The sequence below is a fragment of the Streptomyces sp. 2-1 genome (assembly GCF_048564895.1).
Classification (GTDB): Bacteria; Actinomycetota; Actinomycetes; order Streptomycetales; family Streptomycetaceae; genus Streptomyces; species Streptomyces phaeochromogenes.
The window spans coordinates 8,233,298-8,251,210 of the sequence record NZ_CP183383.1 but is presented as its reverse complement, the minus strand read 5'-3'; the positions used below and the strand labels follow the sequence as shown (position 1 = coordinate 8,251,210).

The window sequence follows — 17,913 nt, the reverse complement described above, 5'->3', positions numbered from 1 at the left end:
GTCAGGCCGAGGCGTTGGCGGAGTTGAGTTCGGCGGTCAGTGCCTGGACGACCGTGGTGATCGTGCCGTCCTTCAGCAGCTGCACCATCGGCAGCTTCACCTGGTACTCCCGCTCGATGCGGTTACGCAGTTCCACCGCCATCAGCGAGTCCATACCGAGCTTGTTCAACGGCCGGCTCACGTTCACCCGCTCCGCACGCAGCCCCATCACGACAGCCACCGCCTCCTTCACGAAGGCCAGCACTGTGGTGTCGTCGGCTCCGCGTGACGGCGCCGCATCGGCGACCGGCTGCGGCTTCGGCTGCTCGGGCTCGGCTGCTTTCTGAGGCTGAGCCGCAGCCGGAGGGACGGGCGCCGGTGCAGGTGTGGCGGGGGCGGGTGTGGTGTCGGGCTGGGGTGCCGTCGTGTCGGCGGAGTTGAGTTCCGCGGTCAGCGCCTGGACGACCGTGGTGATCGTGCCGTCCTTCAGCAGCTGCACCATCGGCAGCTTCACCTGGTACTCCCGCTCGATGCGGTTACGCAGTTCCACCGCCATCAGCGAGTCCATACCGAGCTTGTTCAACGGCCGGCTCACGTTCACCCGCTCCGCACGCAGCCCCATCACCACGGCCACCGCCTCCTTCACGAAGGCCAGCACGTCCGTGCTCGACACGTCGGCCTCAGGTGTCGGGGAGCCGTTGGCCGCGCGGGGTGCGGGGATGCGAATGCTGCCGCTCTTCGGCTCCGCGGCCGGGGTTTTGGGTGCGGTCGGCTGCTCGCTCGGGATGGGTGCTTGTGCTGCGACGGGTGCAGGCGCCGCCGGGGTGGGGCTGTCCGTGCCGGACGGGGCCGGGCGGTCGGTCGCGGTGAGGTACCGCAGCAGGGGCGCGGTGGCCGCTGTCGGGTAGGCCTGCGCCCAGGCGGGCCAGTCGGCACGCAGGACGGCGGTGTGCAGGCGCCCCTCGCCGAGGATGCTTCCGAGCACGGAGAACCCGTCGTCAGGGCTGAAGGAAGACATGCCCTGGGGCAGCAGGGTGCGTTCTTCCTGCTGTTCCTTGCGGGCCACCATGCCCACGCTGTCCCAGAAGCCCCAGTTGATGACGGTCGCCGGTCGGCCGTGCGCGTTGCGGTGGTGGGCCAGGGCATCGAGGAAGGCGTTGCCGGCCGCGTAGCCGCCGAGCATGGGCGAGCCGAGCAGGGCTGATCCGGAGGAGAACAGCACGAACGCGTCCACCTCCTGGTCGTGCAGGAGGCGGTGCAGGTTCCACGCTCCGGAGACCTTGGCGGCCAGGACCGTGTCGAGGTCGGCGGGGGTCATGTCGCTCAGCGGGGCGTAGTCGATGACGCCTGCCGCGTGGAAGACACCGCGGATGGGCGGCAGACCCTGGCGGTGGCGGCCGGTCAGCAGCCCCTGCATGGCGTGGTGGTCGGCGACGTCGGCGGCCTCGTACTGCACGCTGACGCCGCGCCCGGCGAGTTCGTCCAGGACAGCAAGAGCCGCCGCATGAGGGTGGTCGTCGGGCAGCCGGGTTCCGGGGGCGGGCAGCGGGCTGCGGCCGGTGAGCAGGAGGTGGCGGGCGCCCTGGTCGGCGAGCCACAGGGCCAGTCGACCTCCGATGCCGCCGGCTCCCCCGGTCACCAGGTAGGTGCCCTCGCCGTGGATGGTGACAGCCGGCGTGCGTGCTGACGACGGTGCGCTGGGTGCGGTGACCTGGCTGAACGACAGGACGATCTTGCCGGTGTGGCGGGACTGGGCCATGAGCCGGAACGCGTCGGCGGCCTGGTCGGCCGCGAACTCCGTGTGCGGCAGCGGCTGCAGATCACCCCGCTCGACCAGGGCAGCCGCAGCGCGCAGAATACGTCCGGCCCGCTCGGGCGCGTGCTGGATCATGTGGACGACGTCGACAGCGTGGAACGACAGGTTGCGGGCGAAGGCGCCCAGCGGCAGCGGGTTGTCGTCGAGGATGTCCCGCTTGCTCAGTTCGAGGTAGTGCCCGTAGGGCGCCATCAGGGAGAGGTTGGCCGCGATGGCCTCTCCTGCCAGGGTGTTGAGGATGACGTCGAACCCGTTCTCGCCGGGAGCGGGGCGGAAGGTGTCGGCGAAGTCCAGGCTGCGGGAGTCGGCGACGCGGTCCACGCCGAGCTTGGCCAGCAGCTGGCGTTTGGCGTCGCTCCCGGCGGTGGCGTAGATGCGGGCGCCCTTCCAGCGGGCGACGTTCAAGGCGGCCAGCCCGGTGCCGCCGGTGGCGGAGTGGATGAGGATCTTGTCGCCGCGGTCGATACGGGCGAGGTCGTGCAGAGCGTGGTAGGCGGTCAGGTAGGAGGCGGGCAGCGTCGCGGCCTGGGCCGAGGTGAGACGGGACGGCTTGGGAGCGGTCAGGCAGGCACGCGTGATGACTTCGCTGGCCAGGGCGCCTTCGGCGAAGGCGATGACCTCATCGCCGACGGCAACGTCGGTGACGCGGCTGCCGGTTTCGGTAACGGTGCCCGCGCACTCCCAGCCGAGGGTCGGCGGCTGGTCGTCCTGTCCGGGATACATGCCCAGGCTGAGCAGTACGTCGCGGTAGTTGACCCCGGCGTGGCCGACTTGGATGCGGACGTCGTCGGGCCCGAGGGGGCGGTGCGGGGCGGGCTGGAGCTGGAGGTCGTCCAGGACGCCGGGGGTTGGCAGCGACAGGTTCTGCGGCCCGCCGGCAGCCGCGGGGGCAGGCCGCAGACGGGCGGCCAGACGCCGGCCGTCGCGCAGGGCCGTCTCGTTCTCCGCATCAGGTGTCCGCAGCAGGTCGGCCAGAGCCGGGATGCTGTCTGCGGACCGGTCGAGGTCGACCAGGCGAGGGCTGAGGGAAGGGGTCTCGGCGGCGATGGTGCGTCCCAGGCCCCACAACGGCGCCTGGAAGGGGTTGCGGACCGTGTCCGTGGGGCTGGTGGCCTGCGCGAGCTGGGTGATCAGCCAGAGTGGCGGGTGGCCGAGGGAATGCTTGTCCAGTGCCCGCATCAGATGCAGGACGCTGTGCCCGGTGAGGAGTTGGGTGCGGCCGATCTCGGTGGCGGTGGCGTCGAGTCCGACCTGCGCGTCCAGCGCCCACAGGTGGATGACACCGCGGCAGGTGCCTTCGCGGGCGATGTCGGCCATGGTGTCGACGTAGTGGCTGGGGTTCGCCGGGTCGAGGCGATAGCGTTCCCCGGCGCCGGCCATGCGGCCTGCCGCGGCGGTGATGGCGATCACGCGCTCGCCGCGCCAGGTCAGTTCACGGATGAGGGCACGGCCGGTGGGCCCGCTGTCGGTCAGCACGAGCCAGAAGCCGTCCGGCTGTCCGCCGGTGGCCGGAGCATTGTGCGGGGCGGTTTCCCAGGTGAGGGTGTGCAGCCAGGATTCCTGTCCGCCGCCGGCGGCGGGTACAGGCGGGGCAGCGGCGTTGGCGGTCACGGGTGTGTCCTCGCGGTGCGGTGTCAGCGGTGCGGGTGCGTGGCCGGCCAGGTACTGCAGGCGCAGGCCGCGCATCTGTGCCAGGAGTCGGCCGTCATCGCCGCGGATGTCGATGTCGGCGCTGAAGGAGTCGGCGCGGGTGGCGGGCAGCAGGCGGGCGTGGCTGTACATGGAGGTGGCCGGCCGGTCGAAGAAGCGGACTTCGTCGATGCCGCCGAGGACGAAGACGCCTTCCTCGCCAGGGGCGGTCAGCGCCCGGGCGGCGGCCATGGAGTGGCCGCTGGCATCCAGCAGGGCCGGGTGGAAGTGGTGCTGCTCCAGGCCGTCCAGCAGCTCGGTGGGACAGGCCAGGTGGGCGAGGACTTCGCCGTCGGTGCGCCACAGTTCGGCCACGCCCTGGAAGGCGCCGTTCCATTGGTTGCCGCGCTCGGCGTTCCAGGGGTAGAAGCCCGCGGCGTCCTGATGCTCCGCGCACCGGCCGCGGATGGCCTCCAGGGACTCCGTCCCGGCGGCGGCCTCCGTGGTGAGCGGGCGGGCGGTGGCTTCGGTGTGCAGCGTCCAGTCCACGCTGTCGGTGTCGGCGTCCTGGCTGTAGATGTAACAGTGCAGACTGCCGTCGTCGGCGGGCGTGGCGATGACGCGTACCTGGGGCGGCGGTGCGGAATCCTCCAGGAACAGCGCGCGGTGGTAGTGCACGTCGGAGAGCGACAGGGCGCCGTCGCCGATCACCACGTGGGACGCCGCGGCGACGAGTTCGAGGTGGGCGGTGCCGGGCAGGATGATCGTGTCCTGGATGCGGTGGTCGCGCAGGTAGTCGTTGCGCTGGAGATCCAGGGGACCTTGCCAGATCCGTGTGGCGCCCTCGCCCGCGATCTCCGCGCCGAGCAGCGGGTGCGGTGAGACCGGGGCCGAGGCGCGCGGAGCCGGCGTGCTCGCTGGCGCGGGCGCGGGGGTGGCGGCCGTCTGGGGAGCGGGGCTGATCCAGTGCCGGGTGCGCTGCCACGGGTAGGTGGGCAGGGGCACGAAGGAGCCGGGCCCGGCCAGGACATCGAAGTCGAGAGGCACGCCCGCGGTGTGCAAGGAGGCGGCGAAGGTGAGCAGGCAGCCGCGTTCGTCGTCCTGGCGGCGCAGGCTGCCGACGGCCGTCACCTCCTGGCCGTCTGCGCGTCCGGTCTCCCGGATGCCGTTGACCAGCAGGGGGTGCGGGCTGACTTCGATGAACACGGTGTCACCGAGGGCGAGTTGGCCGCGGACGGCGCCGACGAAGTCGACGGGCTGCCGGATGTTGCGCACCCAGTAGTCGGCGTTCATGGCCGAGCCGTCGATGACCTCGTTGAGCAGCGTGGAGTGCAGCGGGATGGTGCCCGGCACGGGGGCCAGGTGCGCCAGCTCGGAAAGGAGGTCCTCGCGCAGGGCGTCCATCTGCGGGCAGTGGGAGGCGAAGTCCACGTTGACCCGCCGGTTGGCGACCTCACGGGCGTCGAGGTCGGCCAGCACCTTGGTGAGTGCCTCTCCGTCACCTGACAGCAGGGTGGAGGTGGGGCTGTTGATCGCGGCCACCGCGACGTCGTTCTCGTACCCGGCCAGCGCTTGGGCGGCTTCCTCGGCGGGCAGTCCGACCCATGCCATGGTGCCCCGTCCCGAGAGCCGCTTGGCAAGACGGCTGCGGCGGCAGATGACGGCGGCGGCATCGGCCAGGCTCAGGGATCCGGCGATGTAGGCCGCGGCGGACTCGCCCATGCTGTGACCGATCACGACGTCGGGTTCCACGCCCCAGGAGCGCCACAGTTGGGCGAGAGCGATCTCCATGGCCCACAGGGTGGGCTGGATGACGTCCAGTTCCTTGAAGCGGTCCTCATCGCCGGAGCGCAGGAGGTCGATGACCGACCATCCGGTCTCGGTGTGGATGGCGGCGTCGCACTCCTGCATGGCGTCACGGAACACGGGTTCGGTGTCGAGGAGTTGGCGGCCCATGCCGACCCACTGCGAACCCTGTCCGGGGAAGACGAAGGCGATCCTGGGCGGTGTGGTGGGGTCGGTGTAGTCGCTGAAGGACAGGCCTGGTTCGTCCTGCCCGTCGGCGAAGGCACGCAGGGCGTCGGCGGCTTCGGTGTGGCTGTCGACGGGGACGGCCAGGCGGGCATCGTGCAGCGTGCGGCGCAGGGCCGCGGAGTAGCCGATGTCGCGCAGGCTGTGCTCGGCCCCGGCTCCGGTCAGGTGGTCCGCCATGCGGCGGGCAGCATCGGCGAGCGCTTCAGGGCTTTGCGCGGACAGGGTCAGCAGCTCGGTGCGGGCCGGCGCTAGATCCTGCGGGGTTTCGGCCTGGAGAGCGGGGGCTGCTTCGAGGACCAGGTGGGCGTTGGTTCCTGAGAAGCCGAAGCTGCTCACCGCGGCCACTGACGGTCGGCCGCGGTCGGGCAACGCGGTGGGCCGGGTGGGGATCTCCAGGGGCAGTTCGTCCCAGGCCACAGCCGGGTTGGGGTTCTTCAGGTGCAGGTTGGGCGGCACGGTGCCGTGTTCCAGGACCAGCACGGCCTTGATGAGCCCAGCGATGCCGGCGGCGGCCTCGGCGTGACCGATGTTGGTCTTGATGGAGCCCACCAGGCAGCGGTCGTCGCTGGCGCGGGGGCCGATCACGTCGGCGAGGGCCTGCAGTTCGACGGGATCGCCGACGCTGGTACCGGTGCCGTGGGCCTCGATGTAGTCGACAGCCGACGGGGCGATTCCGGCGTTGGCGTAGGCGCGCTTGAGGACATCGCGCTGGCCCTCGACGGCGGGGGTGACCAGGTAGCCGCTGCTCTGGCCGTCGTTGCCGATCGCGGAGCCGCGGATGACGGCGCGGATGCGGTCGCCGTCGGCGAGGGCCGACTTCAGCGGCTTGAGGATGACCGCACCGATGCCGTCACTGCGGACGAATCCGTCGCCGGACGCGTCGCCGAACTTGCAGCGGCCGTCGCCGGCGAGCATGCCCGCACCGGAGTAGACGACGCCTTCTTCTGGCAGCAGGACGATGTTCACGCCTCCGGCGATGGCCAGTTGGCACTCGCCCAGGCGCAGGGCCTGGACGGCGTTGTGCACGGCGACCATGGCGGAGGAGCAGGCGGTGTCGACGGTGAAGCTGGGCCCGCGCAGGTCGAAGGCGTAGGAGAGCCGGCCGGACATGATGGCGCGGGAAGCGGCACCCGTCATCGCGTACAGGTCGAGCCGGTCACGCTGGTCGTACTGCAAGTGCCAGTAGTCACCGCCGAGTTGGCCGATGAATACCCCGGCGTCGCTGCCCGCGAGGCGGGCGGCGGACTGACCGGCGTCCTCGAGTGCCTCGTAGGTGGTCTCCAGCAGCAGCCGCTGCTGGGGATCCATCCGGTCCGCTTCCCGTGGCGATATGCCGAAGAACTCGGCGTCAAAGGCATCGATGTCACGCAGCAGGCCACCCCAGCGGCTGACGGTGCGGCCGGGCGTGCGGGGGGCGGGGTCGTAGACGGCGTCGATGTCGTAACGCTCGGAAGGGATCTCGGTGATGGCGTCGCGGCCCTCAATGAGCATCTTCCACAGCTCTTGAGGGCTGGTGGCGTCGGCGAACCGTCCGGCCATGCCGATGATCGCGATCGGTTCGCTGACAAGTGCTGCGGCAGGTATGGGGTCGTGCGGCATAGGTGTCCTTCCGGGCATGGCGAAGCCGTTCACTGGTACGCAGCACGTGGGGACCCATGCGTGCACGCGGCGAGCGGGCAGCAATGCCGGCTCGGTGGCGGGCATGCACGCGGATGGTGTTCGAGGGTGAAGGGAAAGATCGGCTCCGTCTAGAAGGACGGTGGCACGGCGCATGGCGAGTGCGTCGTGCGGTCAATGAGCCGTGGCAGCTTGTCGGCGAAGCCGCCGGTCTTCCAACGTCGTTGCGGCGAAGAGCGGTTGCCCCTTGCCGAACGCCCCCGTTGTTTCGACATGTATCGAGATTGGCTTGTGAAGGGGCACTTCGCAACGAGCGTCAAAGTGACCCTCGTCACACGCTGCAGATCTCTGGGTTCAGGTTGACATCCATCGAATCAAGAAAGATCCTGGAGTCTTGATTCGTCATTTATCTATATAGGCGACAGCGGCGAACCTGCCGCGACGGCGACACATGGACCGCCGGACACGCCATGCGGAGAGCCTCGACAGGAGTCGATCTCGTTGAGCGAACAGACCACAGCGTCGGGCCCGGTCGACCCCGGGCAAGAGACCGCCCCCAGCAACGGTGGCTGCTGCGCCGCCATCGCCGAGCTGCGCGTGCGGGCCGAACAGGCCGCAGCACTTCGCGCGCAGGAGACCGAGCCCGGCGCGGACGGCAACACACCGTCACCCGCACCCTCCGGCGTCGCCTAATGCCGCCGACCGCCTTACCCCCAGCGTCTGAAAGGACACGACACCGTGGTTGACCACAGCCTCGACCAGCTCCCCGTCGCCGTGATCGGAGCGGGCCCGATCGGCCTGGCCGCCGCCGCACACCTGGCCGAACGCAACGTCCCCTTCGTCGTACTGGAGGCCGGCGACACACCGGCAGCAGCAGTGCGGGCCTGGTCCCACGTCCAGCTGTTCAGCCCCTGGGAGTACAACACCGACCCCGCCGCCCGCCGCCTGCTCGCCGAGGCCGGCTGGCAGGAACCGGACGCATCAGAGCTGCCGACTGGCGGGGACCTGGTCAAGCAGTACCTGCAGCCGCTGGCCGAACTGCCCGCCCTGGCCCCGCACATCCGCTACGGCGCGACCGTCACCGCCCTCAGCCGCCTGGGCATCGACCGGCTGCGCACCGCAGGCCGCGAGCAGGCCCCCTTCGTCGTCCGCCTAAACGACGGTGAAGAACTGTTGGCCCGCACCGTCATCGACGCTTCCGGCACCTGGCGCCAGCCCAACGTCGTGGGCGCCAACGGCCTGCCCGCCCACGGCGAGCACGACGCAGCCGCCTGGATCACCCACGGGCTTCCCGACGTGTTCGGCGCGGACCGCGACCAGCACGCCGGACACCACACCGTCGTCGTCGGCGCCGGGCACTCGGCCGCCAACACCCTGCTGGCTCTGGCCGAGCTGGCGGACAGCGCGCCGGACACCACCATCACCTGGGCCATCCGCAGCGCCGACCCGGCCGCCTCGTTCGGGGGCGGCAGCGACGACGAACTGCCCGCCCGCGGCGCCCTCGGCTCGGGCCTGAAGATGCTGGTCGACACCGGCCGCGTCACCCTGGCGGCGAACTTCCGCACCCACAGCATCCGCCGCCTGGGCGACAACCAGGTCGAGCTGGTCTCCCGCGACGGCGGCGAGCAGACCATCGCAGCCGACCGGATCGTGGCAGCCACCGGCTTCCGCCCGGACTACAGCATCAGCGACGAACTGCGCCTGGAACTGGACCCGATCATGTCCGCGCCCCGCGCGCTGGCTCCGCTGATCGACCCCAACCAGCACTCCTGCGGCACCGTCACCCCGCACGGCTACCGCGAACTGGCCCACCCCGAACCGGGCTACTACATCGTCGGCATGAAGAGCTACGGCCGCGCACCCACCTTCCTCATGCTCACCGGCTACGAGCAGGTGCGGTCCATCGCCGCCGCCCTGGCAGGCGACCTTGAGGCCGCCCAGTCGGTGGAACTGCAGCTCCCGGAGACGGGAGTGTGCTCGGTGACGGCCGGCGGCGAGGCCATCGCACTGCGCCTGGGACTGAGCAAGGAACAGCACGAGCAGCTGCTGCAGGTCACCGCCAAGCACCTGGGCACCTCCTCCAGCGCCGCGGAGGCGGTCCTGTCGGCGGCCACCGAACTCGGCATCGACCACACCGCGGCACTGCAACTGGCCGCCTACGCCGCCGATCAGTTCGACGCACCCGGCGCCACCGGCTGCTGACAGCACACCAAGGGCCGTCTCCACCCCCCAAGCGAGGGAGGAGACGGCCCCACTCCCGTTGGTCAGGAGATGCGGTGCACCTTGTGCTGGGCGGCCTGCGCCCGCGGGCGCACCACCAGCAAGTCGATGTTGACGTGCGGCGGACGCATCACCGCCCAGCTCACCACGTCGGCGACGTCCTCGGCGACCAGCGGGTCGGGCACGCCCGCATAGACCGCGTCAGCCTTCTCGCTGCTGCCGCGGTAGCGGTTGAGGGAGAACTCCTCCGTCTGCACCATGCCCGGCGCGATCTCGATGACCCGCAGAGGCTGCCCACTCGCCTCCAGCCGCAGCGTCTGCGCCAGCACATGGGCCCCGTGCTTGGCCGCACTGTAACCGCCGCCGCCCTCGTAGCAGGTGAAGGAAGCGGTGGACGACAGCACGACGACCACACCGTCGCCGCTCGCCACCAGCAGCGGCAGCAAGGACTGGGTCATGTGCAGCGCGCCGACCACGTTGACCTCGTACATGCGCTGCCAGTCGGCCGGATCGGCCTGGGCGATCTCCTCCGTCCCGTAGGCGCCGCCTGCAATGTTGACCAGCACGTCGCAGGACTCCAGCTGCCCGGCGAAGGCGGTCACGGCCTCACGGTCGGTCACATCCAGCGGATACACCCGGGCCGTTCCGCCGTCGGCATGAACCTGCTTGGCGACTGCCTCCAGACGGTCCGCCCTCCGTGCCGTGAGCACCACCGTGTAGCCCTGGCGGGCAAGCTCCCGCGCTGTGGCCGCACCGATGCCGCTGCTGGCCCCGGTGATCACCGCTGTACGCGACTGAGTGGGTATTGCCATCAACCGGTCCCCCGCAACCCTTGATTAGACGGTCATCTAAACAGTCGATCTTGGCATCTCGGTAAACGAGTGTCAACATAGACGTATGTCGAAGCTTCAGGAGACGGTGGCCGCGCTCCCGGCCCAGCCGTGCTGCCCCGCCCTCACTGAGCGGGAGCTGACGGTGGAAGAGGCCGAACTCACGGCCGCCATGTTCAAGGCCCTGGGTGACCCGGTCCGGCTGCGCCTGTTCTCCAAGGTGGCCTCCCACCCGGACAACGAGGCCTGCGTGTGCGACATCGCCGATGTGGGCGTCTCGCAGCCGACCGTCTCCCACCACCTGAAAAAGCTCAAGGAGGCCGGACTGCTCGCCTCCGAGCGACGCGGCACCTGGGTCTACTACCGCGTCGAGCCGTCCGTGCTCGCCGCCATGGGCCATCTCCTGACACCTACACCCGCCTCCGCCAAGGTGGCCTGACCCGCCTCACGACAGCTACTGAATGCGCTGAACCACGCCCTGACGTACCGCGGGCACTCATATGTCGGCCGCGTCCACCACGGCGCCGAGGTCGACGAACTTGAAGCCGGTCGCCGTGCGCGTGCCGCCCTCGCCGTCCGGCACCGCTGGGGCCTCCTTGCCGTCCTGGACGACCAGCAGCCGCGCGGATACCGCACCCCCAACGGGGCGTTGAGCACGGCGCTATCACACTCCTCGACGCTGTCGAGCGTCGACGTGGCGGCCCCGATCCGCAAGCCGCCCTCGCACTTGGCTTTGTAGGTGGCAACCGGCTCCATCGGTAGGTCTGTTCTGACTCCACCTGGCGGCCGGAGGGTCTCGTTTGGTAGATCAGAAGTGACTCCGCTTTGGGAGGTGTCGGACAACGCGGCAGCCCGTAGCCGCAGCGGCCGCAGGGGCTGGCCGCCGCCTGCGCGACGTCAGACGTGCCGTGCGAGCTTGGCCGAGGAAACCAAGAGGATCATGGCCAGCACGGGAATGAGCACCAGGTCCGAGAACACGCCGACCAGCAGACCGCCCAGCAGCGCGCCGGCGATCGAGCCCGCTGCCATGACCAGGGTGAAGCGGCGGTTGGCGCCCAGCACCGCAAAGCTGCCGTCCCGGCTGTATCGGGCGAAGGCAACCAGCATGGTCGGCAGCGACACCAGCAGGGACAGACTCCCGGCCGTCTTGATGTCGACGGCGAACACCAGCACGATCGTCGGGATCAGCAGTTCGCCGCCGGCCACGCCCATGATCGCGGCGACCACCCCGATGCCGAACCCGGCGACCACACCCAGAGGCACTTGCGCCCACAGCGGCATCGACAGCGTCCCGACGGTGGTGACGTGGGTGACCAGCAGGGCCGCTGCCATGAGCACCATCAGGGCGGCCAGCACCTTGTAGAGGGTGGAGCTGCGCATCCGCACCGCCCACGTCGCACCGGCCCAGGCGCCGATCAGGCTCCCGGCCAGCAGGTTGACCGCGATCGTCCAGTGCGCGGCCAGCACAGTGGCGGGGACCGCTGCGAGCCGGGCGGGCAGCGCGACCAGCACCACGACCAGGCTCATCGCCTTGTTCAGGATGACCGCGGAGAGCGCGGCGAACCCGAACAGGCTGATCAGCAGCGGCAGCCGGAACTCCGCGCCGCCCAGGCCGATCATCCCGCCCAGGACGCCGATGGCCGCTCCCGCACCGAAGACCAGGGGCATTGGATGGGTAGAACGTGCGGGAACGGTGTTCTGGTCGGTGGCCATGACGGGCATCCTCCCTGGTGGCGATACCCGTCCGCCAGAGCGCGGGCTCACAAGGGCGCGGCGCTCTCGCTGGTGGCGGTCACCACCGGAAGACCGGGCACGCCCGCCCCCGCAGAGGGTGCTCCCAGCAGGGTGACGAGCGCGGCACCCAAGGCGAGGGCTGCGACTCTTCGCTTGGTGCGGTGCGTCGTTGACTCAGGCGCTTCCTCAACCGTCAGTGCTGCCGAGGGCATGCTCATGGTCTGAGTGACAGCTCGCGGACAGCGAGCCGTGAACTGGCCACCTCTTCACGGGAATTGGCCCCGCAGGCTGGATGGGGTTCGCCTGAGAGTCACCCGGCCGACCGAAGCAACTACGGCCGAGATCCTGGGCGTGGTGAAGTCGTTCCTCACCCACACCGTGGGCGAGGAAGGTCATAAGATATTCCGGAGGATTCGCTACGCACCGCTGCCGGAAATCATCGCCACCCAGGTACGTGAGGACATCGGCAAACTGCTCTGGCGGACCGGGAGGTGGGTGCAGGCGGTGCCTTGCTCCTTCGCCTGCCAGTCACACAGGTGTTCGACTATCTCGCGAGCCGTGTCACGAGCCGGGCGGCCAACGCCGATGTGACTGAGCGTCCTCCTTGGCCACGGTCTACTTAAGTTAGCCACCTTGGCGCTCAAACGCGTTGGCGGCGGGTGGGCCGCTGGCCCGCGCGTGAGATGTGCAAACCTGGCCGTCGGCGGAGGCTGGCGCACGAGCGATGACGCGGGGAGGCACGCGATGCGGGACCAATACCACGAAGAGCTGGAATCGATCACTGACGGCCTGGTGGAGATGGCGAACCTCGTCGGCTCGGCCATCGGTCGAGCCACCGCTGCTCTTCTCGATGCTGATCTACAGCTTGCAGAGAACGTGATCTCAGGTGATGAGAGGGTCGACGATCTGCAGCGCGACCTGGAGAACCGGGCGATCACGCTGCTAGCGAGGCAGCAGCCGGTCGCCACGGACCTGCGCACCGTGGTCACCTCATTGCGCATGAGCGCTGATCTGGAGCGGTCGGGAGATCTCGCTGAACACGTGGCCAAGCTGGCCCGGCTGCGCTATCCCGCCCACGCGATTCCCCGCGATCTGCGCCGCACCATCCTGGAGATGGGCCAGCTCGCGCAACGCTTGATGGCACAGGCCGCCGAGGTGCTCATCACCCAGGACATCGATGCGGCACTCCAGCTGGAGCGCGACGATGACCGCATGGACGAACTGCACCGCACGATCTTCCAGCACCTCATGGATGACCGGTGGCATCACGGCGTCGAGACGGCCGTGGATGCCACGCTCGTCGGCCGCTACTACGAACGGTTCGCCGACCACGCCGTGGCAGTGGCCAAACGCGTGGTCTACCTCGCCACCGGTGAGCATGTCGACGACCTGCTCACCGACCCGCCGATGACCACCTGACCCGGATGCTCCACGCCCGCCTGCAAGGGCATGAGCCTGCCCGGAAGAGACGAGAAAGCCACCGGGCAGAACAGGCAGCGCGTCTCAGATGTGCTGCCATGCGCCGCCTGGTTCCGCCTGGCATCGAGGATGACGAAGTCCAGGCCGAGGCGGCGCAGGTGGTACCCGGCGGCGAGTCCGGACTGGCCGCCGCCGACAATCACCACCTGCGTTGTGCCGGTCGCCCATCACGAGGTGCGGATGACGTGGGCAGACTGCGGGCAGCACGCCGCGTGGGCGCGGTGGGCCGTGGCGCAGGCGCCGCACAGCAGCCGTCGCACCGGTGGCTCGGTGGCCACCGGGCGGGAGATCGGCTTCGTGCAGGTCAGGAACTGTTCGGAGAGCTCGGAGTGGATAGGGCAGACGGCGGCTCCGCACTGGGCGCAGATGCCGACGGCGGCGACCTGCGCCCCGATGCCGGAGCAGTCCAGACAGTGCATCAGCTCTCCTGCGACGCGGCCGTCAGCTGCCGGTCGGCACCGAACTTCCGCCGCCAGGCCAAAGACACGTAGACGAGCGCGACCAGGACCGGCACCTCGATGAGCGGGCCCACAACACCCGACAGGGCCTGGCCGGAGGTGACGCCGAAGGTGGCGATGGCGACCGCGATGGCCAGCTCGAAGTTGTTGCCCGCCGCGGTGAAAGCGAGCGTCGCCGTGCGGTCGTACGCGAGACCGATGACCTTGCCGAGGGCGAACGTGCCGAACCACATGAGGGCGAAGTACACGAGCAACGGCAGCGCGATCCGTGCGACGTCCAGGGGCTGCGAGGTGATCGTTTTACCCTGCAGGGCGAAGAGGATGACGATCGTGAAGAGCAGGCCGTAGAGGGCCCAGGGGCCGATCTTCGGGAGGAAGTTGGACTCGTACTTCTCCTGGCCGAGCCTCTTCTCGCCGATGCGGCGGGTAAGGAACCCGGCCAGCAGCGGGACGCCGAGGAAGATGACGACGTTCAGGGCGATCTTCCACATAGAGATGTCGAGGTGCTCGCCGTCACCCAGGCCCAGCCAGCCGGGCAGCAGGTCGAGGTAGAACCAGCCGAGCAGGCCGAACGCCAGCACCTGGAATACCGAGTTCAGCGCCACGAGTACGGCGGCGGCTTCGCGGTCGCCGCAGGCCAGGTCGTTCCAGATGATGACCATGGCGATGCAGCGGGCCAGCCCGACGATGATGAGGCCCGTGCGGTATTCGGGCAGGTCCGGCAGGAAGATCCAGGCCAGCGCGAACATGATCGCGGGGCCGACGATCCAGTTGATGACCAGCGACGAGGCCATGAGTTTGCGGTCGCCGGTGACGGCGTCGAGCTTGTCGTAGCGGACCTTGGCCAGCACCGGGTACATCATGATCAGCAGGCCGATAGCGATGGGCAGGGAAATGCCCCCGATCTCGACCTTGGCCAGGGTGCCGTTCAGGCCGGGGATGAGCCTGCCGAGACCCAGGCCGACAGCCATGGCGGCGAGGATCCAGACAGCGAGGAAACGGTCGAGCGTCGACAGCTTCGCGACGACCGAGGGGTCCTCGGCGGCGGTCGCGGGTGCTTCGGTGGGGGTCACGGGCAGGCCCTCTTGTTGTCGGCGGCAGTGCGAGCGGACTCGGCCAGATCGGCGAACTGTCCTGCGAGCTGGGCGATGACGTCCGGGCGCAGCTTGTAGTACGTGTACCGGCCGCACGGCTCGGTCTCGACGACTCCGGCCTCGCGCAGGACTCTCAAGTGGTTGGAGAGGTTGGTCTGCTTCGCACCGGTCTCCTCGATCAGGTGCGTGGTGCAGAGCGTCTCCCGGGCAAGCAGGGTGACGATCTGGAGGCGGAGCGGGTCCGAGAGAACCCGCATCAGATCAGTGTCGACTGACGTCAGCATGGACTGATACTCTCACATCACTCCGAGCTGATACCAGCCCGGACTGATCCCTGGGACCCGCATCCTCACATCCGTGGGGGCCCACACCCCGAAGGGGATTCCCGTGACTGCCTCCCCACCGCCTGTCCTGCCCGACGAACGCCTCGCGTCCGGCATCGCCCGCCTCGCCCTGCGCTACCGCGGCCACTTCTCGCCGGAGACCATCCAGCGTCTCGTCACCGACTCCTACGAGCGTCTCGCCGAGCACGCACGCGTCCGTACCCACCTCGTCGTCCTGGCCGAGCACCTGGCCACCGACCGGCTCGACGCGCTCGCCCACGTCGAGGGTGCGCCCGGCGTCGGCCTGACGCGGGTGCTGTTCGTGTGCACCCACAACGCCGGACGCTCACAGATGGCCGCCGCCCTCCTCGCCCACCGCGCGGCAGGTCGCGTGACCGTCTCCTCCGCGGGCACGCACCCGGCCGCCGAGGTCGAACCGGCCGTCGCCCAAGTGCTGACCGAGGCCGGCCTGGACCTGACCGACGCGTTCCCCAAGCCACTCACCGAGGAAGTGGTCCAGACCGCTGACGTCGTCATCACCATGGGCTGCGGCGACGCCTGCCCGATCCTGCCCGGCCGTCGATACTTCGACTGGCCCATCACGGACCCCGAGGGCGCCCCGATCACCGTCGTCCGCGGTATCCGCGACGAGATCGACGCCCACATCACCGAACTCCTCGACTCCCTGCCGCACGCCTGACCTGCCGGCCCCGACACCACCAGAGCTCCACTTGAACCGCTTCGTGAAGGAAGAACCGATGTCCTCGACTCCGCTCGCCTCGGTGCTGTTCGTCTGTGTCCACAATGCAGGGCGTTCGCAGATGGCCGCCGGATTCCTCAACCACCTCGCCGCCGACCGCATCGAGGTCCGTTCCGCGGGCTCGATTCCGGGCGACCAGGTCAATCCGGCCGCGGTCGAGGCCATGAAGGAGGTCGGCGTCGACATCTCCGACCAGCAGCCAAAGATCCTCACCACCGAGGCCGTGCAGGCGTCGGACTACGTCATCACCATGGGCTGCGGCGACGCCTGCCCAATCTTCCCCGGCAAGAAATACCTCGACTGGGCCCTCGAAGACCCGGCAGGCAAGGGCGTCGAGTCGGTACGCCCCATCCGCGACGAGATCAAGACCCGCATCGAGGCCCTGATCGCCGAGATCGACGCCAAGCAGGAGGCGTGAACACAGTGACCGCGACGGACGGCATACGCGAGGTCATCGTCATCGGCTCCGGCCCCGCCGGGTACACCGCCGCCCTCTACACCGCCCGGGCCGAGCTCAAGCCGCTCGTGTTCGGCGGCGCCATCTTTGTCGGCGGCGCTCTGACCACGACCACCGAGGTCGAGAACTTCCCCGGCTTCCCCGAGGGAATCGACGGCCCGGTCCTCATGGACAACATGCGCGCTCAGGCCGAGAGGTTCGGCGCGGAGATGGTCGACGACGACATCGTCGAGGTCGACCTGTCGGGGGACGTCAAGACCGTCACTGACACCACTGGCACCGTGCACCGGGCCAAGACGGTGATCGTCGCGACCGGGTCCGGCTACCGCAAGCTCAATCTGCCCAAGGAGGACGAGCTGTCTGGCCGGGGCGTGTCCTGGTGCGCGACGTGCGACGGCTTCTTCTTCCGCGACCGCGACATCGTCGTGGTCGGCGGCGGCGACACCGCCATGGAGGAGGCCACCTTCCTGACCCGCTTCGCCCGCTCGGTCACCGTCGTCCACCGCCGCTCGGCCCTGCGCGCCTCCCAGGTCATGCAGAACCGCGCCTTCGCCGACGACAAGATCTCCTTCGCCTTCGACAGCGAGATCGCGGAGATCAAAGAAGAGGACAGCAAGCTCGCCGGCGTCATGCTCCGCGACGTGTTCACCGGCAAGACCCGCGGCCTCGACGTGACGGGCCTGTTCATCGCGATCGGCCACGACCCGCGCACCGAACTGTTTAAGGGACAGCTGGAGTTGGACTCCGAGGGCTATCTCAAAGTCTCCTCGCCGTCTACGCGCACGAACATCTCCGGCGTCTTCGGCGCCGGTGACGTCGTGGACCACACCTACCGGCAGGCGATTACCGCCGCCGCCAGCGGCTGCGCGGCCGCCCTGGACGCCGAGAAGTATCTCGCCGCGCTGACCGACACCGCCAAATCCGCTAAGCCGGACAAGACAACGGTCCCGGTCTGACCAGGCCACCCGCAATCCCAGGTCACACTGCCGGACCAGTGCCATTTCCCCAGCCATGCCAAGGAATCCGGACCGGGCTCATGGGCGGCCACGGCTTCCGTTCAGGTCGGCTCGGTCCACTCTGCTCGGGATCCGGCCATCGCTCCACCGACGGGCCAGTACGGCGCAGCCGTAGTTGTTCGTGCCCGCCACCCGGTCCAGCTCTGCACCGCTGGGAACACGACCGGCAGCCAACTGCCACTGAAAGTGCTGCCACATCGTGTCATGCGTCAGGAGTTGGCAGGGTTTGATCTTGGTATACCTGGGCTCAGCCCGTGTATGTTCAGCCTCCGGTCAGTGCCATTTTCACCATAGGGGTATCTGCAACAGCGCAGATCACAGCGGTGGCGGCGGGCTCGTCTCGTCCCCGCCGGTACGTCGGAGGTTTCCTTTTCGTACGGATCATCTGCTTGGCGTGGTGGTCAACTGGCCCTCGGTGTGGCCTGACCGATGAGTGCCCGACAGCGGATCTACTCGTCCACGGACAC

At 69.2% G+C, this 17,913-nt stretch carries 13 protein-coding genes and 2 pseudogenes; 7 read left to right on the top strand and 8 right to left on the bottom strand.

Annotation, left to right across the window (positions count from 1 at the left end; all coding sequences use genetic code 11):
* Nucleotide 1: 1 nt before the first annotated feature.
* The gene (locus tag ACN20J_RS36275) at nt 2–7,057 is read right to left on the bottom strand and encodes a type I polyketide synthase (protein ID WP_266760992.1); all 7,056 of its coding nucleotides are present in this window, start codon (nt 7,055–7,057) and stop codon (nt 2–4) included.
* Nucleotides 7,058–7,576: 519 nt separating this feature from the next.
* Between ACN20J_RS36275 and ACN20J_RS36270 the strand changes: the two genes are divergently transcribed.
* Together ACN20J_RS36270 and ACN20J_RS36265 are read left to right on the top strand one after the other, a co-directional pair.
* Complete coding sequence (locus ACN20J_RS36270; protein ID WP_266760990.1) at nt 7,577–7,768, top strand: hypothetical protein; 192 nt, start codon at nt 7,577–7,579, stop codon at nt 7,766–7,768.
* Nucleotides 7,769–7,813: 45 nt separating this feature from the next.
* The gene (locus tag ACN20J_RS36265) at nt 7,814–9,277 is read left to right on the top strand and encodes an NAD(P)-binding domain-containing protein (RefSeq protein ID WP_266760988.1); all 1,464 of its coding nucleotides are present in this window, start codon (nt 7,814–7,816) and stop codon (nt 9,275–9,277) included.
* A gap of 62 nt (nt 9,278–9,339) precedes the next feature.
* Here the strand turns inward: ACN20J_RS36265 and ACN20J_RS36260 are convergent, their stop codons facing one another.
* A complete protein-coding gene (locus ACN20J_RS36260) occupies nt 9,340–10,107 on the bottom strand; it encodes an SDR family oxidoreductase (RefSeq protein WP_266760986.1) in 768 nt (255 codons plus the stop codon).
* Nucleotides 10,108–10,192: 85 nt separating this feature from the next.
* Between ACN20J_RS36260 and ACN20J_RS36255 the strand changes: the two genes are divergently transcribed.
* Entirely contained in the window at nt 10,193–10,564 is a 372-nt protein-coding gene (locus ACN20J_RS36255) for an ArsR/SmtB family transcription factor (RefSeq protein ID WP_266760984.1), read from the top strand.
* Between the two features lie 57 nt (nt 10,565–10,621).
* On the opposite strand, the pseudogene ACN20J_RS36250 reads toward ACN20J_RS36255, so the two are convergent.
* Both ACN20J_RS36250 and ACN20J_RS36245 read right to left on the bottom strand, forming a co-directional pair.
* A pseudogene (locus tag ACN20J_RS36250) lies at nt 10,622–10,848 on the bottom strand (hydrolase); the annotation flags it as partial.
* 174 nt (nt 10,849–11,022) lie between these two features.
* A complete protein-coding gene (locus ACN20J_RS36245; RefSeq protein WP_266760982.1) occupies nt 11,023–11,838 on the bottom strand; it encodes a sulfite exporter TauE/SafE family protein in 816 nt (271 codons plus the stop codon).
* 765 nt (nt 11,839–12,603) lie between these two features.
* Between ACN20J_RS36245 and phoU the strand changes: the two genes are divergently transcribed.
* Nucleotides 12,604–13,278, top strand: a complete 675-nt coding sequence (phoU, locus tag ACN20J_RS36240; protein WP_266760980.1) for a phosphate signaling complex protein PhoU — start codon at nt 12,604–12,606, stop codon at nt 13,276–13,278.
* Between the two features lie 2 nt (nt 13,279–13,280).
* Here the strand turns inward: phoU and ACN20J_RS36235 are convergent.
* The 4 genes and pseudogenes from ACN20J_RS36235 to ACN20J_RS36220 all read right to left on the bottom strand — a co-directional run.
* Nucleotides 13,281–13,484 (bottom strand): annotated as a pseudogene (locus ACN20J_RS36235) (NAD(P)-binding protein); the annotation flags it as partial.
* A 21-nt stretch (nt 13,485–13,505) separates the two neighbouring features.
* A complete protein-coding gene (locus ACN20J_RS36230) occupies nt 13,506–13,757 on the bottom strand; it encodes a DUF2180 family protein (protein ID WP_266760978.1) in 252 nt (83 codons plus the stop codon).
* Entirely contained in the window at nt 13,757–14,869 is a 1,113-nt protein-coding gene (gene arsB / locus ACN20J_RS36225; protein WP_266760976.1) for an ACR3 family arsenite efflux transporter, read from the bottom strand. The genes ACN20J_RS36230 and arsB overlap by 1 nt, the downstream gene beginning before the upstream one ends.
* Nucleotides 14,866–15,174, bottom strand: coding sequence for an ArsR/SmtB family transcription factor (locus ACN20J_RS36220; protein ID WP_266760974.1), 309 nt, complete (start codon nt 15,172–15,174; stop codon nt 14,866–14,868). Before ACN20J_RS36220 ends, arsB begins: the two co-directional genes overlap by 4 nt.
* 103 nt (nt 15,175–15,277) lie before the next feature.
* On the opposite strand from ACN20J_RS36220, the gene ACN20J_RS36215 reads away from it, so the two are divergent.
* Genes ACN20J_RS36215 through trxB form a run of 3 tightly spaced genes read left to right on the top strand, consistent with a single transcriptional unit; the run spans nt 15,278 to nt 17,386 of the window.
* Nucleotides 15,278–15,913 (top strand): three-helix bundle dimerization domain-containing protein, encoded by a 636-nt coding sequence (locus ACN20J_RS36215; protein ID WP_266760972.1) that lies wholly within the window; start codon nt 15,278–15,280, stop codon nt 15,911–15,913.
* Between the two features lie 58 nt (nt 15,914–15,971).
* Nucleotides 15,972–16,391 (top strand): arsenate reductase ArsC, encoded by a 420-nt coding sequence (locus ACN20J_RS36210; RefSeq protein WP_266760970.1) that lies wholly within the window; start codon nt 15,972–15,974, stop codon nt 16,389–16,391.
* 5 nt (nt 16,392–16,396) lie between these two features.
* On the top strand, nt 16,397–17,386 hold the full coding sequence (gene trxB, locus ACN20J_RS36205; RefSeq protein ID WP_266761282.1) for a thioredoxin-disulfide reductase: 990 nt from the start codon (nt 16,397–16,399) through the stop codon (nt 17,384–17,386).
* Nucleotides 17,387–17,913 lie beyond the last annotated feature (527 nt).

Bases quoted from the DNA above. Each gene is read 5' to 3' on its own strand.
- ACN20J_RS36275 (WP_266760992.1), bottom strand. From the start codon at position 7,057: ATGCCGCACGACCCCATACCTGCCGCAGCACTTGTCAGCGAACCGATC.
- ACN20J_RS36260 (WP_266760986.1), bottom strand. From the start codon at position 10,107: ATGGCAATACCCACTCAGTCGCGTACAGCGGTGATCACCGGGGCCAGC.
- ACN20J_RS36255 (WP_266760984.1), top strand. From the start codon at position 10,193: ATGTCGAAGCTTCAGGAGACGGTGGCCGCGCTCCCGGCCCAGCCGTGC.
- ACN20J_RS36245 (WP_266760982.1), bottom strand. From the start codon at position 11,838: ATGGCCACCGACCAGAACACCGTTCCCGCACGTTCTACCCATCCAATG.
- phoU (WP_266760980.1), top strand. From the start codon at position 12,604: ATGCGGGACCAATACCACGAAGAGCTGGAATCGATCACTGACGGCCTG.
- ACN20J_RS36230 (WP_266760978.1), bottom strand. From the start codon at position 13,757: ATGCACTGTCTGGACTGCTCCGGCATCGGGGCGCAGGTCGCCGCCGTC.
- ACN20J_RS36220 (WP_266760974.1), bottom strand. From the start codon at position 15,174: ATGCTGACGTCAGTCGACACTGATCTGATGCGGGTTCTCTCGGACCCG.
- ACN20J_RS36210 (WP_266760970.1), top strand. From the start codon at position 15,972: ATGTCCTCGACTCCGCTCGCCTCGGTGCTGTTCGTCTGTGTCCACAAT.